20 protein-coding genes are annotated in these 17,918 nt (G+C 41.6%); all 20 read right to left on the bottom strand.

All coding sequences use genetic code 11. The features are described 5' to 3' along the window. Positions 1-187: 187 nt before the first annotated feature. The gene (locus MK370_RS02040) at positions 188-1,354 is read right to left on the bottom strand and encodes an ATP-grasp domain-containing protein (RefSeq protein WP_268683939.1); all 1,167 of its coding nucleotides are present in this window, start codon (positions 1,352-1,354) and stop codon (positions 188-190) included. A gap of 12 nt (positions 1,355-1,366) precedes the next feature. After that, the gene (locus MK370_RS02035) at positions 1,367-2,107 is read right to left on the bottom strand and encodes an esterase family protein (RefSeq protein ID WP_268683938.1); all 741 of its coding nucleotides are present in this window, start codon (positions 2,105-2,107) and stop codon (positions 1,367-1,369) included. 32 nt (positions 2,108-2,139) lie between these two features. Continuing rightward, positions 2,140-2,964, bottom strand: coding sequence for an alpha/beta hydrolase (locus MK370_RS02030; protein WP_268683937.1), 825 nt, complete (start codon positions 2,962-2,964; stop codon positions 2,140-2,142). Between the two features lie 114 nt (positions 2,965-3,078). After that, positions 3,079-4,413 carry a methylenetetrahydrofolate--tRNA-(uracil(54)-C(5))-methyltransferase (FADH(2)-oxidizing) TrmFO gene (trmFO, locus tag MK370_RS02025; RefSeq protein WP_268683936.1) on the bottom strand — a complete coding sequence of 445 codons (1,335 nt, stop codon included), beginning with the start codon at positions 4,411-4,413 and terminating at the stop codon, positions 3,079-3,081. A 100-nt stretch (positions 4,414-4,513) separates the two neighbouring features. After that, on the bottom strand, positions 4,514-5,458 hold the full coding sequence (locus tag MK370_RS02020) for a hypothetical protein (RefSeq protein ID WP_268683935.1): 945 nt from the start codon (positions 5,456-5,458) through the stop codon (positions 4,514-4,516). Then, a complete protein-coding gene (locus MK370_RS02015) occupies positions 5,455-5,955 on the bottom strand; it encodes a phosphoribosylanthranilate isomerase (protein ID WP_268683934.1) in 501 nt (166 codons plus the stop codon). The genes MK370_RS02020 and MK370_RS02015 overlap by 4 nt, the downstream gene beginning before the upstream one ends. A gap of 58 nt (positions 5,956-6,013) precedes the next feature. After that, positions 6,014-8,107 carry a type I DNA topoisomerase gene (topA, locus tag MK370_RS02010; protein ID WP_268683933.1) on the bottom strand — a complete coding sequence of 698 codons (2,094 nt, stop codon included), beginning with the start codon at positions 8,105-8,107 and terminating at the stop codon, positions 6,014-6,016. Between the two features lie 84 nt (positions 8,108-8,191). Then, entirely contained in the window at positions 8,192-9,034 is an 843-nt protein-coding gene (dprA, locus tag MK370_RS02005) for a DNA-processing protein DprA (protein ID WP_268683932.1), read from the bottom strand. A 131-nt stretch (positions 9,035-9,165) separates the two neighbouring features. Then, positions 9,166-9,729: a sugar O-acetyltransferase gene (locus MK370_RS02000; RefSeq protein WP_268683931.1), complete on the bottom strand. Its 564-nt coding sequence runs from the start codon at positions 9,727-9,729 to the stop codon at positions 9,166-9,168. After that, positions 9,705-10,547, bottom strand: a complete 843-nt coding sequence (locus tag MK370_RS01995) for a PRD domain-containing protein (protein ID WP_268683930.1) — start codon at positions 10,545-10,547, stop codon at positions 9,705-9,707. The genes MK370_RS02000 and MK370_RS01995 overlap by 25 nt, the downstream gene beginning before the upstream one ends. Positions 10,548-10,564: 17 nt before the next feature. Next, a complete protein-coding gene (locus tag MK370_RS01990) occupies positions 10,565-11,329 on the bottom strand; it encodes a ribonuclease HII (RefSeq protein ID WP_268683929.1) in 765 nt (254 codons plus the stop codon). Continuing rightward, the gene (ylqF, locus tag MK370_RS01985) at positions 11,316-12,167 is read right to left on the bottom strand and encodes a ribosome biogenesis GTPase YlqF (protein ID WP_268683928.1); all 852 of its coding nucleotides are present in this window, start codon (positions 12,165-12,167) and stop codon (positions 11,316-11,318) included. Before ylqF ends, MK370_RS01990 begins: the two co-directional genes overlap by 14 nt. Positions 12,168-12,308: 141 nt before the next feature. Next, a complete protein-coding gene (locus MK370_RS01980) occupies positions 12,309-12,647 on the bottom strand; it encodes an ATP cone domain-containing protein (protein WP_002895476.1) in 339 nt (112 codons plus the stop codon). Positions 12,648-12,870: 223 nt separating this feature from the next. Then, positions 12,871-13,806, bottom strand: a complete 936-nt coding sequence (dapA, locus tag MK370_RS01975; RefSeq protein WP_268683927.1) for a 4-hydroxy-tetrahydrodipicolinate synthase — start codon at positions 13,804-13,806, stop codon at positions 12,871-12,873. 82 nt (positions 13,807-13,888) lie between these two features. Next, positions 13,889-14,965 (bottom strand): aspartate-semialdehyde dehydrogenase, encoded by a 1,077-nt coding sequence (locus MK370_RS01970; RefSeq protein ID WP_268683926.1) that lies wholly within the window; start codon positions 14,963-14,965, stop codon positions 13,889-13,891. Positions 14,966-15,267: 302 nt separating this feature from the next. Continuing rightward, positions 15,268-15,393 carry a hypothetical protein gene (locus MK370_RS01965; protein WP_268683925.1) on the bottom strand — a complete coding sequence of 42 codons (126 nt, stop codon included), beginning with the start codon at positions 15,391-15,393 and terminating at the stop codon, positions 15,268-15,270. A gap of 184 nt (positions 15,394-15,577) precedes the next feature. Continuing rightward, entirely contained in the window at positions 15,578-16,102 is a 525-nt protein-coding gene (locus MK370_RS01960) for a GNAT family N-acetyltransferase (RefSeq protein ID WP_268683924.1), read from the bottom strand. Beyond that, positions 16,099-16,752 carry a DNA alkylation repair protein gene (locus tag MK370_RS01955; RefSeq protein ID WP_268683923.1) on the bottom strand — a complete coding sequence of 218 codons (654 nt, stop codon included), beginning with the start codon at positions 16,750-16,752 and terminating at the stop codon, positions 16,099-16,101. The genes MK370_RS01960 and MK370_RS01955 overlap by 4 nt, the downstream gene beginning before the upstream one ends. Before the next feature lie 3 nt (positions 16,753-16,755). Next, entirely contained in the window at positions 16,756-17,367 is a 612-nt protein-coding gene (locus MK370_RS01950) for a DUF5052 family protein (protein ID WP_268683922.1), read from the bottom strand. After that, positions 17,364-17,897 (bottom strand): GNAT family N-acetyltransferase, encoded by a 534-nt coding sequence (locus tag MK370_RS01945; RefSeq protein WP_268683921.1) that lies wholly within the window; start codon positions 17,895-17,897, stop codon positions 17,364-17,366. Before MK370_RS01945 ends, MK370_RS01950 begins: the two co-directional genes overlap by 4 nt. Between the last annotated feature and the right edge of the window lie 21 nt (positions 17,898-17,918).

Here is a 17,918-nt window from a genome sequence, read left to right as displayed (position 1 = left end):
TTTTATCTAAAGCTGTAAGCACTGTCAAAACTTCTGCTCACTTGCATTTCACAAAGAAAAACCAGTCAATCCATTGGATAAACTGGTTTAAGGCACCAAAATAGGAATTTCACAAACTTTTTGTGCTAGAGTAGTTTTTACTATTTTGAAACTGTTATACGAAAATAATAGCAGAGCATGCCTCTGATTAATCTGCCTGTTTAGCAAAATCTGCAATCATCTGCTCCATCTGCTCGCGGCTTGGTGTTGTCAGCATATAGAGATAGTCACCTTGCAGCTCCGCAAATGCAGCTGGCATGTCTTTCTTGACCTTGAAGTTATCTCTATATTTCTCCAGCAAGTCAGCTTCAGGGTAAGCATAGTTCGTTGATGCACGGCGTGAGGTTGCCAGACAGAACAAGGGCTCCATGTGGGCAGCTGGGAAAGGCTCTCCAGCTACAATCGCTGCATAGCCTCTGTAAAGATCGATTGAGTGAGCGAAATTATAGACATCAATGGTAAAGCCAACGGCTGGACGGTTATTGTACTCAATGGCTACATAATCATCACCTTCACGGAAGAACTCAATATGGAAAAAACGTTCTTTCATGCCGAAGATTTTGACAATCGCTTCTCCATAAGCACGCAGTTTTGGATCCATATCCTTGAGAACGTAGTAGGAATTGTCCATCTTATACATCATCAAATCCAGCGGTGTATGCGCATAGTCAAAGGTGGTTGCAAAGACGATCTGACCGTCCTTATCTACCAAACCATCAAAAGTACAGATTTCGCCAGACTGGACAAACTTTTCAAAGAAATAAGCTGTCTGATGATCCCATTCTTGCTTGAATCGTTCGACATCTTCTGCTGTTTCCAATTTAAAGGTCGCAGCTGCTCCCACTCCATTATCAGGCTTGGCAATCAAAGGCAGCCCAAGTTTCTTGACAGCCAAATCAGCCCCAGCTTCTGTGTTGACAATCTGACCGGGTACGACTGGAACACCTGCTTTTTTAAAGAGTTTCTTCATCTCTGATTTGAACTTGGTCTTTTTCAAGTCTTTGGGTTTTGCTCCAAAAACATTGAATTGCTCCCGCAACTCAGCGTCCAGTTCCAGCCAGTATTCATTATGAGACTCAATCCGATCGATAGGCCCATGCTTGTAGAAAAGAAAGGCCACAGCTCTTTTTACTTCGTCAAGATTTTCAAGATTTCCTACTCTGAAATATTCAGTCAATGAATCCTTCAAAGGCTGGTCTAGCTGGTCATAAGGCTCCTGACCAATTCCCAGAACGGTGATTCCTTTGTTAGCCAGTTCAACCGTAAACTGCTGAAAATTTTGCGGATAGTAGGGAGAAATAACGATATAATTCATAGGAAACCTCCTTTAAAGATTGAGTTCATTAAGGAAATAAGGCATTTGCTTACGCCACCAAACCCAGTCATGGGAAACATCGTGGCCCCATTCAGCAAACCAAGCTGGAATATTCTTATGATCAAAAGCTTCTTTCAGCGTGTAGAAGGAAGGAAGGCCATCCTGCTCCCAGTCGCCCAAGCCAGTACAAACGATAATATCCGCCTGTCGATAGCGGTCAATAAACCAGCCATCATTTTGGTTCCAGATATAGTCAGCTGGCGAGTTTTGATAAATTACTTCGTCATTCAAATTGTCACCGACAAAGAAACGTGCATCATAGACACCACTAAGGGCAATCACTTTATTGAAAACATCTGGATGCTGCAGGAAGAAATTAACAGCATGATAAGCGCCCATAGAGCAGCCTGTCGTCATCATAGGGTCAAACCAGCCTGTCTTATGCTTGACAAATGGAATCGCTTCTTCAATGACATAACGTTCATAGGCACGATGCATTTCTGCTCGGTCGTGAGGATGCTTCCAGTCCGCCAGCCAGCTCTCACTATCAACGCTGCTGAGAGTGAAAAACTGAACCTTACCTGCCTCAATAAAGCCAGCGCAGGCTTCAATCATCCCAAAGTCAGCATACTCATTGTGGCTGCCGCCTGATGATGCAAAGACTATAATAGGAAGCCCGGCATGGCCATAGCGATTGACATACATTTCACGGCCTAGATTACCGCTCCAATGACTTAAAAATTCTACATGCATAGTTTCTACCTCTTTCTTAGTGTTTGACTAGCTTACCATTTTTCGCCGATAAAACGGAAACAGTCTGGCAAGTGCTCCGCCCAAGCGATCTCGTTGTGAATAGCTCCAGACTGGATCTTAATCTGGATATTGGCTAAATCTACCCCAGACACAAGAAGCTGTCGGAAATAACTGAGCGATGAATCGATATAGGCCTGCTTGATATTGCCAGCCATCAATGTCTTATCTGTATCATCAGCCTCTTCCGTCCCAACATAAATGAAAACTCGTTGGTCTACCTGAAGTTTCTTTCTCTCAATATAACGGTCAAAGGCTTCCTGATGCAGCCAATTAGCTGATGAAAAAATTCCCAAACAGCCAATCTGATCTTGGTATTCAACACCGATAAACTGGCTGATATTTCCTCCAAGAGAAGAGCCAATCATAGCCGTATGCAGCCGATCCGACTTGGTCCGATAATGCTGGTCAATGAAAGGCTTGACGACTTCCATGACAAACTCCGCATACTCCGTTCCCTTGCCGCCAAACTGAATACCGGGAATATTGGACTCTTGGAACTTCCAAGCTGAATACTCATTCATCCGCCCTTGGCCATCGTTGTCAATAGCCACAACAATCATTTTTTCAATATCTGGATTACGTTTGATTGTCGGAATCACCTTCCACGAATGGCCGCTGAAAGATTCCTTGCTATAAAGAACATTTTGTCCGTCGTGAAAATAAACGACCGGATAGGTCTTGTTTGTATCTTGGCTATAGTTCTTTGGAAGCAAGACGCGGACACGGCGTTTTTGCTTAGTATAAGGAACGACCAACTCATGTGTTTTCATTTCAAGGTAAAAATAGGATTTATTCATTTTCAGAAAACTTTCTATTTTCAAAATTTTTATTTATTATATCACAAATTAAGCAAAAAGTTAGGAATTTCCTAACTTTTTAATGATTTTTATTAGATAATGATAGAAAATAGATTATTTATCCAAATAAGGCTGTAAATCCTGCAAGGCTCGCTCAGCGATTTTCTCATAGCGTTCCTTCTTATCACGAATCCGAGGGCCGTCCAGCTCTTTGATAATGCCAAAATTGACATTCATGGGTTGGAAATGCTTGCTGTCAGCGTGGGTAACATAGTGTGGCAGGCTACCGATTGCTGTTGTTTCTGGAAAGACAAGTGCTTCTTCTCCCTTGAAGAGTCGAGCAGCGTTAATACCAGCAACTAGACCAGAAGCCGCTGACTCGACATACCCTTCAACTCCAGTCATTTGACCTGCAAAGAAAAGATTTGGCTGTTTCTTAGAGCGGAAAGTCTGTTCTAGCAGATTTGGAGAGTCCATATAGGAGTTTCGATGCATAACTCCATAGCGGACAAATTCTGCATTCTCAAGACCAGGAATCATCTGAAAGACCCGCTTTTGCTCGCCCCATTTGAGATGAGTCTGGAAGCCGACAATGTTGTAAAGACTGCCTGCTGCATTGTCCTGACGAAGCTGCACTACAGCGTATGGCGTCTTATATTCACCATCTCGAGGTCCTTGGTAGTCATCGGGATATTCTAAACCAACCGGCTTCATCGGTCCATAAAGCATTGTTTTAATGCCCCGCTTAGCCATAACTTCAATAGGCATACAGCCTTCAAAGTATTTTTCTTTTTCAAAGGAATTGAGCGGTGCTTCCTCAGCATTGACCAAAGCATCATGGAAATCCATAAATTCTTGCTTAGTCATTGGCGCGTTGAGATAGGCAGCTTCGCCCTTATCATAGCGGGATTTGAGATATACCTTGGTCATATCAATAGTATTGACGTCAATGATTGGCGCTGCTGCGTCGTAAAAATAAAAACCGTCGCCTTCATTGAGCATGTGGATTTTTTCTGCCAAAATATCGCTGGTCAAGGGTCCTGTCGCAATGACTGTGATGTCACCCTCTGGAATTTCAGTGATTTCTTCACGAATGACCTCAATCAATGGATGGTTGCTCACTAGTTCCGTTACCATCTGAGAAAAAACTTCTCTATCAACCGCTAGGGCACCACCTGCTGGCACCCGAGTCGCTTCTGCAGCTTTTAAAATGACCGAGTCCAACCGCCGCATTTCTTCCTTTAGCAGACCAACTGCATTGGTCAGCGCATCTCCTCGCAAAGAGTTAGAGCAGACCAGTTCTGCAAAGTCCGCAGTTTTGTGCTGAGGCGTTGACTTAACACCCCGCATTTCATAGAGTTTGACTGGGATGCCACGCTTGGCAATCTGGTAAGCTGCTTCACTGCCAGCCAGACCAGCACCGATAACATTGATATAGGATGATGACATGATACTCTCCCTTGGATATTTCTAGATTTTCACTCTGACCATTATAACAAAAAGATAGTAAAAAAGACAGACAGGAGAATTCCTGAATGTCTTTCCAAAATTATTGTTTAACAAAACTGAATGTCTTATAAGCATACAGATGACTATTGTCTTCGTAACTTATGCCAAAGCCCACTTCTGTATTCCTAGGTAGTTTATCGATTTGAAGTATTTGAACAAGTAAGTATTCAAAATCAGAGTCTGTCCAATTGTCAATATCTTCATTAGCTAATTGTAGGTTTTGTTTTCGTACTTGTTCTATATCAATGCTTATATGAATACTAAAAGTCGAACGATTGTCAGCAACTCTTTTTGAGAGTATATCGCGATTAAGAGTAAGCAAATCTTCATCTAGTTTATTTGCTCTACTTAGGTCTAAGTCCTTGATTAACGGAGCTAGTTCTTTGACATCTGTTTTCAAAATTGCTTCTCTTTTTTCTTGTTCTTCAAGATGAGTTTCTGGGTTGCCACTATATTCTTCTTGTGGCACCAAAGAATAACTTGAGTCAAAGGAGTCCAATTCAATTGAGTTTTTAATATAAAGCTGTCTAATCATATCTTTGCTCAAAAATGTAGAAGTCAAGCTATCACTTTGAAGCAATCTATTGTATGCTTCTTCAAGTCTATCATAATTGTCATCGCCAGAAACATACTCCATTTCTAAACGATAGACTTTTTTCTTGGCCAAACCAAAGAAAATTTTATTCTCAACTTCTTTAAGTCTCGGGTTGTATCTGAGGACTGGAGTTTTCTGAACATAATCTTTTTCAAAATCCACATAGACATCAACAAATTTTTTGTTTCCTTCAACGTAAAACGGAAATCCCTGATAGCCAAAAGTATCAGCAGTCGAGTATCCTTCTGCTTCTAGTCCTGCAGCTTCTATTACGGAACTAATATTTGATATAGCCGTACTACTTAAATCATGATCTACACTGTTGTTGCATGCTGACAAAATAAATAATGCGAGAATAGAAAACAGTACACTAATTATTTTCTTAATCACTTTGCTTTTAACATCTCCTCCAAGTAAACAATCTTAGCAAAATCCTTATGATTGTTATTTTCATTTCGGTAGGAATCCTGAGAGGAAGCGCGGTAGATAGCTAAAAATTGCTCTGCTGTAGGCAGTAGAAACTGAACACCTTCTACTTCTCTTCGAGACAGCTTCTCTAGCGGCACACCTGAAAAAGCCTCCAAGGTTTCCATGGCTCCGAATTCAATAGACAAATCTTCTTTTTGAAATTCATGCTCGTGCAAATCGACTAAACGATAGCCCAAGCGGTCCATCATTGGTTCAATCTTATCCATATCATAAATACGCTCTTCGTCTGGCGCTTCCCAGCCACGCTCATCACCGTGAACATGAATATCAATATCCCGCGCCTGCCAGTCTTGTCCAGTAACTTGCTCCAGACCTAGAGAACCCATCAGAAGTGGAACAATTCCCATCTTATTCAGTTGGGACGCGATTTTTAGAAATTCTCCAAATTTATCTGTCATAAAACTGCACCTCTTCTTCAGAAAAATATTTTACGTAATATAAATTATGTAAAAATTACTATTTCACTTTTTCTTCTTCGTAGTCACCATTGCTGCAGACCACTTGCTTGCCGCCGCCACGAACTTTCTTTTCGATCAGATACTGGTCACATTTTGGACAGTTCCGACCGACCGGCTTGTCCCAAGATGTGAAATCACAGTCAGGATAACGATCACAGCCATAGAAAATGCGATTTCGTTTAGTCTTACGCTCAATAACTTGACCTTTCTGGCACTGTGGACAGGTCACGCCGATTTCCTTGACGATAGCCTGAGTGTGACGACAATCTGGGAAATTGCTGCAGGCATAGAACTTGCCAAATCGACCTAACTTAATGACCATGGGACTGCCACAGACCTCACAATCAAAACCAGCCGGTTCATCCTTGATTTGGATTTTCTCCATTTCAGTCTCGGCCTTAGCTACTTCCTTTTCAAACGGTTGATAAAACTCGTCAATAACCTTCTGCCACTGCTCTTTGCCAATTTCTACATCATCCAGTTTTGCTTCCATTTCGGCTGTAAATTTCACATTTACGATGCCTGGGAAGAATTCGACAATCAGAGAATTAACAATCTCACCTAGTTCCGTCGGCTCAAATCGCTTGGAAACCAGTTTAACGTAGTAACGTTTCTGAATAGTCTCAATGGTAGGCGCATAGGTAGACGGCCGACCAACACCATTTTCTTCTAAAGTCTTGATAAGAGTCGCTTCAGAATAACGAGCAGGTGGCTGGGTAAAGTGCTGTTCTGGATTGGTATTAACACGTTTGACAGTATCTCCCTTTTCCATATCTGGCAGCATTTTATTCTTGTCCGAGTCGTTGTAAATAGCCAGATAACCATCAAATTTGACCTGACTGCCGTTGGCTGCAAATTGGACACCATTTTGCCCTAGCTTAACATTCATAGTATCAAAGACTGCTGCTGTCATTTGACTAGCTACAAAACGGTTCCAAATCAGCGTATAGAGCTTAAGCTGATCCTTATCCAGATACTTTGCGATGCTTTCTGGAGTATTGAAAACGCTGGAAGGACGAATGGCCTCGTGGGCATCTTGAGCACCAGAGGCGTTCTTAGCCTTGCTGCCATGTTTGGAATATTTGGCGCCAAATTTATCCGTTATAAAGCTTGCTGCTTCATTTTGCGCTACTGGACTGATACGAGTCGAATCGGTACGCATATACGTAATAAGACCTTGTACGCCAGAACCGATATTAATCCCTTCATAGAGCTGCTGAGCCACCATCATGGTCTTACGAGTCCGGAAATTAATCTTATTAGCAGCATCCTGCTGCATAGAGGAAGTCGTGTAGGGCAGCGGGGCATTGCGTCGACGTTCTTTCTTTTCGACACTGTCGACTGTAAAGTCATCACCCTTGAGGTGAGACAGGACTTCTTTGACCTCATCGTTGTTGGTCAGCTTCATCTTTTTGCCATTCATACCGTAGAAGCTAGCCTGAAACTGACGAGTTCCCTTCTTGAAAGTTCCGTCAATTGTCCAGTATTCTTCTGGTTTGAAGGCGTTGATTTCATTTTCCCGGTCGATAATCAGCTTGAGCGCAACAGACTGCACCCGACCAGCTGACAGGCCCTTTTTGACTTTCTTCCAGAGAATAGGAGAAATGGAATAACCCACCAAGCGGTCCAGAACTCGGCGAGCCTGCTGTGCATCAACCAAATCCATATCAATCTGGCGCGGCTCTTTAAAAGCATTCTTGACTGCATCTTTGGTGATTTCATTGAAGACGACACGGTTTTTCTCTTTCTCATCCAAATTAAGAATGTGAGCCAGATGCCAAGAAATAGCTTCTCCTTCGCGGTCCGGGTCACTTGCCAGAAAAACTTGCTTAGCTTTCTTGGCTTCTTTTTTCAAGTCATTAATTAACGGACCTTTACCACGAATATTAATGTATTGCGGCTCATAGTTGTTCTCAAAATCAATGGACATAGTAGACTTTTTCAGGTCACGAATATGCCCGACACTGGCCAGAACCTTGTAGTTTCGTCCCAGATATTTTTCTATTGTTTTTGCCTTAGCAGGCGACTCTACGATGACAAGATTTTTCTTGCTTGTAGACTTTTTCTTTGTTTTTGTTACCAATTTAGACACCTTCTATAAGAAATAAATCTCATAGAGTTTAAACTATTTTTTGATAGATGTCAACTGCTAACTTTTCTTATAGGAAAACTTGTTTTAAAAATCAAACTCAGAAAGGACGTCAGAGCCTGATGTGATGCACTTTGCGCCCTCTTGAATCAAATGATGGCAGCCGTCAGATTTTCCATCTAAAATTGACCCCGGGATAGCAAAGACATCCCGTCCTTCTTCCATGGCTCGCTCGCAGGTAATCAGGCTGCCTGAGCGCATCTTGGCTTCTGCCACAATGACGCCTCGACAGAGACCGGCGATGATACGATTTCGCTCTGGAAAATGAAATTTCAAGGGCTGTTCACCTGGACCATACTCTGTCAGCAATAAATGATTTTTGCCAATGTAAGCTTGTAATTTTTTGTTGGCCTTGGGATAAAAGACATCTAATCCCGTTCCGATGACAGCAATCGTCTGCCCCCCGTTTTGCAGGGCAGCCATATGAGCTGCCGTATCTATTCCACGAGCTAGGCCACTGACGATAACCAATTCATTATTTAGCTCCTTGACAATCTTTTGTACAGAGGCATTTCCTTGCTTACTGCTGTCTCGACTGCCAACCACCGCAGCCTTGGGCAATTCTAGTAGATTTAGATTTCCCTGATAAAATAACAAAGTCGGGGCATCATAAATCTCGCATAAATCCCAAGGATAAATATCATCCAAGATAGAAAATGACGGAAAAAGTTCAAATTCTTCCTTCAAAGCTGGTAAATCAAGCCTCTTGTATTTCTCAATAAAGAGAGCAGGATTGCGGCACTCAGATACGACAGCCTTATCTCGCAGAGAAAGCTTGCCATCTTTACACTCGGCGTATCTCAAAACATTTAAAACCTGATGATTGGTCAAGCCAGCTTTTTTCATTTTATAAATTTCAAAATTATTCATTTTTTCACCTCACTTTCTTATTCGTAAAAAAGTTCAAAAAAAGAACTGTAATACAGTTCCTTCTTTACGATTCTATTAAATTTGATGTTGTCAATAGCTAGTCTCCTTGACTATTGCCTTTAACCCATCTTTTATTCTTTATGAACAGGGATTTCCTTAATAATTCGTGCTGGATTACCAGCCAAGACTACATTGTCACCAAAAGACTTGGTCACAACCGCTCCTGCTCCGACAACCACATTATCCCCTAATGTCACTCCTGGCAGAATCGTCACACCTCCGCCTGCCCAGAAATTATCACCAATAGTGATTGGTGCTCCGTACTCAATACCGGAATTTCTTTCCACTGGATCAAGCGGATGAAGAGGTGTCAGAAACTGACAATTTGGACCGAGCATGGCATTGTTTCCGACGCGAATGGGGCAAACGTCCATCATAGTCAGGTTCCAGTTAGAACAAAAATTTTCTCCTAAATGAATGTTAATTCCGTAGTCGCAAACCAAATCTGGCTTCATAGCAAGATTCTCCCCTGTACTGCCAAACCATTCTTTGATAATAGCACTTCTCTTGTCGCTGTCTTGCTCTTTGTTAAAACGATATTGAAATTCTTTGGATCGGGCTCTAATTTTTCTTAAATCTTCGTCTTGTGGTCGGTAAATCTCTCCAGCAATCATTTTTTCGTATTCGCTTTGCATGTCATCCTCCTTTTCATGCGTGACAAATGGATGGTCAGGTAAAGTTGTTCATCCTCTGATATTTGGTAATTTCTGGTTTGCTTTAAAAATTCAGCAATCTTCCTAGTGGTTTCATAGGCCAAGGGATACTTACATTTAAGTAAGTCAAACATCTCATTGTCCTCTAGGTCACGGTGGCCTCTATCAGTCAGGACTCGCTCACAGAAAAATTTTAGATGGGTCATGAAGCGCTCGAGGTAGATGTCTTCCTCGTCTAAAGAAATTTCCAAACTGTACTTGACAATGGTCATGATTTCCTCCATCATCATAGTCAAATCACGCGCAGCACCGTCGCCATTTTCCAGCTCTGCATTGACCAAGGTCAGCGCCATAAATGCTGCTTCATCATCTGGAAGTTCCTTGCTGACATATGCGCTCAAAAGCTGTTTTGCAAACTGACCAACCTCAAACTCGATAGGAAAAAAGCGTTTAATATCCCATATGAGGAAATTCTTGAGATAAATACCATCTTCCAAGCGCAGCAAGACTCCGTGGATATGATCTGCCATCGCCAGAAAAGCACTGTCTTTGAGCTTCTTCTGCAGTTTCTCCTTTGCGAAAGAAATAATCTTATCTGACATTTCCATGACCTCTGCTGGCAACTCCATCAGAAGCTGTCGTCTATTTTCTGACAAGACATACTTTTTCTCAATCAGCTCATCTGGAATCTCCTGGCCAACTTTTCGACCAAAGGCCAGTCCTCGTCCCATGAGAATAACTTCTTCTTGGTTTTCTTCAGAAATCACCACATTATTGTTTAAGATTTTACTGATAAGCATGCCTCACCTCTTCGTGCCTATTCATACATGGATTTTATTGGTTCAAATGTCTTGCGATGAATAGGAGTTACGCCGTTTCGCTCCAAGCCCTGCAAATGGCTCTTAGTTCCATAACCAGCATTTTGCGCAAAATCATAACCAGGATATTCTTTGTCATAGTCTGCCATCAGCTTATCTCGAGTGACCTTAGCAACAATACTGGCCGCTGCAATAGATAGCGAATTAGCATCACCTTTGATGATGGACTCTTGCGGAATCTCGACATCTAGCTTCATGGCATCAATCAGCAGATAATCTGGCTTGAGACAAAGCTTAGACAAAGCATCTTTCATAGCAAGCTTGGTCGCTTCATAAATATTGACTTGGTCAATAATCTCATTGTCTATCAGGCCAACACCGACTGCCAAAGCTTTATCAAGAACTGCCTGATAGATTTCTTGATGTTTTTTCTTGGGAATTTTTTTACTATCGTTGAGCCCCTTAATTTTACATCCTGGAGGTAAGATAACAGTTGCAGCGACAACTGGTCCAGCTAGAGGACCACGACCGACTTCATCAATCCCAGCTATCGCTTGGTAGCCGGCTTTATAAAGCTTTTTTTCATACCGTAACATCTGCTCCAGACGCAAATCCTCGTCTAACTCTGCTTGAATAGCTCTTTTACGCTTTTCAATCGCCTTTTGAACTCCGCTCCGTTGGTCATTAGCTGCTTCTGCCAGAAAAGAATCAGCCAAATCAGTCACTAACTCTAATCGTTGCTGGATTTCTTTAATCGTTGCCATCTAGTTCTCCAACCGTATCCAAGCAATAACGACCTAACTTGCCATCGCGGACATCTTTGACAAATAGGCTGTAAAAACGATCATAGTCATCGCGGAAGCCGAGTTTTTTGGTCATGTCCATAATCATGTCAGGTGCTTCCTGATTTAGATCCAGCTGCTTGAAACGTGCTGTCAGCTCCTCAGGATAATGCTCCTTAAAGTAATTGAGACCAAAAATCGTTACCTCATCCATAGGCAGCAGATTATCCTTAATAGCACCAGTCAGAGCAAGCTTGAGAGCAACCGTCTTATCTTCAAACTTAGGCCAGAGAATTCCTGGTGTATCCAAGATTTCCAAGTCTTTATTTGACTTGAGCCATTGCTGACCCTTGGTCACACCTGGCTTATTCCCTACAACAGCGATTTTCTTACCAGCTAAGCGATTCATGAGGGTTGATTTGCCAGCATTGGGAATACCGATTATCATGGTACGCAAGGTTTCGATGCGAATTCCTCTCTCCTTCTGACGCGCCAATTTGCCAGCCATAAGCTTTTTAGCCGCATCTGTCACTTTTTTTACAGCAGATTGCTCTTTGGAATTAATAGATAAGGTCGGAATCCCCTGGCTTTCAAAATAGCTCTGCCATTCCTTGATACGAACAGGGTCTGCCAAATCAGCCTTGTTTAAAATCAAAAGCTTGGGTTTGTCACCCACAATCTTAGTCAGCATAGGATTTTGACTGGATAAAGGAAGCCTGGCATCAACCAGTATCGTCACAAAATCAACAAACTTAATATTTTCCTGTACCTGTCTCCGCGCCTTGGACATATGCCCCGGAAACCATTGAATCGTTGCCATAATTCATCCTTTCAACGAATATCATTGATAAAATTTTATATCTTTACCTATTTTAACATATTTCTAAGATTTAAGCGGATGAATGCTAAAGTGATACTCTCTACCGCAAGAACAAAAAAAGCCCTAGCAGGCTTTCTAACTTTATCTTACTTGCTCAAAATGCAGATGCACAGCAATATGATCTCCATAGCCATTGCGCTCTAAATCGCGCTGCAAGCGATAAGAGATATAATGCTCGGCAATAGTAATATAACCTGCACCCAAGAGGCGGCTTTCAACCATGGACTGAATCATGCTGATCGTCGCACGTTCAACCTTAGCTTCTTCCAAATCCAGAACGACTTTCTTTGTAACCTGGGCCAAATTCTGACGCAAATCATCTGTCAACACATAGACAGTCTGCGCTGCCTTTAAAACTGCTTGATAGATTTTATCTGGGTCAAATTCCACAACTTCTCCACTCCGTTTAATAACTTGCATAAAAAACTCCTTTTTAAATTAAATATTTATATGTATTTCTGATGTATTGTAAGTCTCTAACCCAACTGTTGCCAATTAAGTCATCTATAGTCTGCACACAAAGAAACCCAAAGCAAGACCGTACCTTAACATTATACAATTTTTTCCTATTTTTTCAAAGAGAATAACATTCTTAGAAAAAGGATTGCAAAAGCAATCCAAAGTTAAAATTTATCTTTTAAAATCAATAATCCGGTCTCAGAACGCCTTTAACCGTCTCTTTAGTTGCTTGGTAGTCGCCATCAACCACGACCTTGATAATGCGTTTGGCATCTTCTTCAGGTGCAGGCACAAGTGGTAAGCGGGTTGGCCCAGCTGCAAAGCCCAAGTAATTAAGAACAGCCTTGACTGGAGCTGGACTTGGGTATGAGAAAAGGGCATTGACTTTAGGGATGAATTTCCGTTGGATAGCTGCTGCTTTTTTGATGTCATTGTGTTCAATAGCGTCCAGCATTTCAAACATTTCATCACCATTTGTGTGAGAAGCAACTGAAATAACTCCATCAGCTCCCAGATTCATAGCATGAAAGGCATCGCCATCCTCACCAGTGTAAATCAGAAACTCCTCTGGGCGATGCTCAATCAGATAGGCCATATTCGCCAGACTGGTACATTCTTTAACGCCGATAATGTTTGGATGTTCAGCCAACCTCAGCATAGTCTCAGGTGTCATCTCAACTACTACCCTTCCTGGTATATTGTAGATAATGATAGGCAGGTTTGAAGCATCCGCAATAGCTTTAAAGTGCTGATACATCCCTTCCTGAGAAGGTTTGTTGTAATAGGGTACGATGGCCAGACCAGCTGCAAAACAACCAAATTCATCTACTTCTTTGACGAATTCGATAGAATCACGCGTTTCGTTGGTACCGACACCGGCAATCAAAGGAACACGCCCTTTGACAACCTTTTGAACTGCCGCAAATAATTCCAACTCTTCATCGTGAGTCAGAGTTGGACTTTCAGCAGTTGTTCCAGCCAGCAAAATCCCATCTGTATGATGCGCCAAAAGGTGCTCAATCAAGTCTGGAATAGCTTCAAAATTGATGGAACCATCTTCATGAAAAGGTGTGATAAAAGCTGTGATGATTTTACAGTTTTTCAAATCCGCATACGCCATAAACTTACCTCTCTTTATTATACGAAAAGAGGGTTGAAAGAACGTTTATTCAACCCTGTGCTGTCAAGTTTCCTTGGTCACTTTATTTTAATTCAAAAACAACTTCTGCTGTCGGACGAACTAAACCACGCTCATGCAGTGTCTCTGCGATTTGAACAGAATTCCAAGCTGCTCCTTTAAGAAGATTGTCTGAAACAACCCACATGTGGATTCCTTTTTCTGCATCAAGATCCTTACGAATTCGGCCAACAAAGGTTTCTTTCTTACCAACCGCATTGATTGCTTGCGGATAAACCTGATGAGCTACATCATCTTCCAGAACTGCACCTGGGAAAGCTGCGATTGATGCTTTTACCTGGTCAATAGGTGCAACTTCCTTAGTCTCGATGTAGACAGACTCTGAGTGAGCAGACAAAATAGGAAGACGGACACATGTCGCAGAAACAGCAATAGAATCATCTTCCATGATTTTCTTAGTTTCCTTGGTCATCTTCATCTCTTCATAAGTGTAGTCGTTATCTGTAAAGACATCAATCTGAGGTAAGGCATTAAAGGCAATAGGATAATGCTTCTTATCACCGCCACATGGAAGGATATTGGCTTCCGCATCCTTAGGATTTACACCATCATTGAGAACAGAACGTAATTGAGCTTGGGTTTCAAGAATGGCTCCCATACCTGCACCAGAAACTGCTTGATAGGTAGATACGATGATACGCTCTAACCCCCATTGCTGACGAACAGGCTCCAAAGCCACCATCATCTGAATTGTCGAGCAGTTAGGGCAAGCGATAATTCCCTTGTGCTGATCTAAGGCATGGGCGTTGACTTCTGGAACAACCAGAGGGACATCAGGATTTTGACGGAAATAAGAGGTGTTATCGACCACCACTGCTCCAGCTTTGACTGCGTAAGGAGCGAATTTTGCTGAGGTAGAACCACCAGCTGAAAAGAGAGCAATATCTACACCTTCAAAAGCAGTCTCAGTCGTCTCTTCAATAGTAATATCTTGTCCCTTGAACTGGAGAACTTTACCAGCTGAGCGAGCTGACGCCAGATAGCGTATTTTATCAATTGGAAGGCTAGACTCTTCCAGCATTTTAATCATTTGAGATCCAACGGCACCAGTGGCACCTATTACAGCAACTGTATATCCCATGCGATAACCTCTCTGAATTTTCAAAAAATTTTGTATTGTTAGTATTATACTATTTTTAGGGAAAAATGCAAATATTTCTGAAGAATATAAGTTCTAGATTTTAGATAAACTGCATTTATCCACTGCTTTACAACTCAACTTCTTACTGCAGATTCGTTTCATCAAGAGTAATAGCACTCACGACACAGTCTGTCTCAGCATCAATGTCTCTAAGCTCGGCTGCGACTAACCGTCTTGCCTATCTAAGAGAGCTTTCAAGGTTTAGAGCTTTTGTTCTCACGAACAAAACTGCATCCATTGCTCTACGACTCAACTGCCTTCTGCGAAGTTGTTTCATCAAGAGCAATAGCACTCACGACACAGTCTGTCTCAGCATCAATGTCTCTAAGCTCGGCTGCGACTAATCGTCTTGCCTCTCTAAGAGACATAGAAAAATCCCCAATCCGTAGACTGGGGATAGGGGCACTTTCGTGTGATCAGCAGGTTCACACAACTAATCAAGGTCCGCTCCTGCGTTTATGACCTCCCATGCTTCAATTTGCAGAAAATCTGCATATCGACTCATCGCACGAAATATAGTTTACCTTATCTTTTTCCGTTTTGTCAAGATATTTAATCTAAAATATAAACAAAAACTTGTCTATCCTTCCACTCTTTATCTTCTTTTTGGAATTTTTTTCGTACTCCTTCAAGATAGAAATCAGCTTGCTCTAGTAATTTTTGTGAAGGGATATTCTGTAGATCAACATGTGCTTCTAAACGATGAAATCCTAATTCACAACTGACTTTCTTGAGTTCTTCTAACATTGCTCTGGCGTAGCCCTGACGCCAAAATTGATTATGTATCGTATAACCTATTTCTGCCCATTGAAAATCATCTCTAGCTAGCACAAATAAATTAACCATACCTACATGTTTTCCGCTTTTTGCATCATAAATTCCCCAAATATACTGTTGGTCTTTCTCTCGAAAATCGCGGTGCTTAGCCACCAAATCCGCAAACCAACTTTCTGTACAAATTGTCATATCTAAAAGCCCATCATCAAATGGTGATTGGGATGGTAGTCTATTTGAAAATCCTTCCAGCCAAACCGAGTAATCCTTCTCTTCCAGATATTTTAAATAAACATGTTTCATAAATACTTACTTCCTTCTCGAATACTTAACGCAGCCATTTCTTCCTGATGCCGTTCTATAAAATCCTTGACCCAGTCTGGATTGGTTTTGGAATAATCTCTCAGCGCCCAGCCGACGGCCTTGTTAATAAAGAATTCAGTTTGACCTAGATTATTCACTAAAATCTTTTCCAACAGCTCTGTGTCTGTTTCATCTTTTCGCAGCAGCTGATGATCAATGGCCAAGCGCCGCAGCCAGATATCCTCATCACAACTCCAGGATAAAATAATCTCTTTGGTTTCTGGAAATCGGGCAATGATTGATCCGACCAAGCGATCCAAAAAGTCAATGGTATCCCACCAAGATTTTGTTTGGGCCAGCTTTTTCAAACGTGGCAAGTCAGATGGAGTCAATGGTTTCTTGCGACTTTCCAGATAATCTAGCGCGGCATACTGTAATTCTCGATAGGGATTACTCCAAGCTTCATTTATAAAATTCCAGTCAATAACAGAGTCAGCTTGCTGTTTGAAAAAAGCTTTTGCGAGTTTCCGCCTGGCTGGAGTCTTGACTCCTAGAAACTCAAATTTATTTTTCATATAGGCTTTCATAGCCACTGCATCATCAGGTTTAGCTACTGCTTTTAGTTCTTTTACCAATTCTTCTACATTCATAGCTTACTCCAGCAATTCACGGTCATAAATAGTGTAGTCACAGCGGTAAATCACTAGCCTCTTGCCATCAATCAGCAATTCAGAGGTTTTAGGAGCATCTGAATTATCAAGAGAGACATGATCGCCAGCATAGGCAGCCAGCGGAGTCCCGTTTTGAGAGCGAATCAGAATAACTTTTTTCTTTCCAGTAAAGTCGTTTTTAAAAGCTGATATCATGCGATTTAAAACGGGAACTGCATGGCTATTCTCCTCAACATCTGCAGTCTTTTGATACTGGGCAAACACGTCTTTCAAGCCCTTTTCTTCTGCAATCAAGGAAGAGCCCACATGGTCGATCTCATACTTACCCAAAGTAATTTTGAGCACAGATGAATCTTCCTTGGAAATTCCTTCCGCATCAACTGAGTCAAACTCCTCGTTACGCGAAATGGATAGAGACTTACCCGACATTTGATCTATGAGTTGGGAATTTTCATCATAGGTTCGAACCGTCATCTCTAAACCAATCCATTCCTCCTTGGCATTTTTAAACCAATTTTCAACGGACTGACAACCGGTCAAAGTCAAAAGGGTAATGCTTAGAAGAGTTATTAATAAATGTTTCTTTTTCATCATTTCCATTCCATTTCTTTTAAAAGTTTGATGGATCCAGCATGCTTTCCTAAGGATCTTTGCAGCCAAACAATATCATGCCAACGTTCGAATTTATAGCCAATTTTAGGGAAATGTGCTACTTGCTGATAACCTCGCTTAGTATGAAAAGCAATGCTATCTTCGTTAGGCAAAGAAATACAGGCTAGAAAATGCATATATCCCATCTGCTCTAACATTTCTTCCAAAGCATCGTAAAGCTTACTGCCGATTCCTTTTCCTCTAGCATCTTGACTGACATAGACGGATAATTCCACCGCCCAATCATAGGCTGCACGCGCATAATAAGTCGAAGCATAAGCATAACCTAAAATTAAACCATCTTCCTCCGCTACCAGATAAGGATATTTTTCCAATGTTTTCTCAATCCTAGTTGCAAAATCCTCAATGGTCGGTACTTCATATTCAAAAGTGATGGCTGTATTTTCTACATAAGGCGCATAAATAGCAAGCAAGGTTGCAGCGTCTGATGGTGTTGCTAATCTAATGTTCATGTTGACTCCGTAGTCTATTCT

This window comes from Streptococcus sanguinis (assembly GCF_026781265.1).
GTDB classification, from domain to species: domain Bacteria; phylum Bacillota; class Bacilli; order Lactobacillales; family Streptococcaceae; genus Streptococcus; species Streptococcus sanguinis_T.
This window is presented reverse-complemented; position numbering and strand designations above follow the sequence as displayed.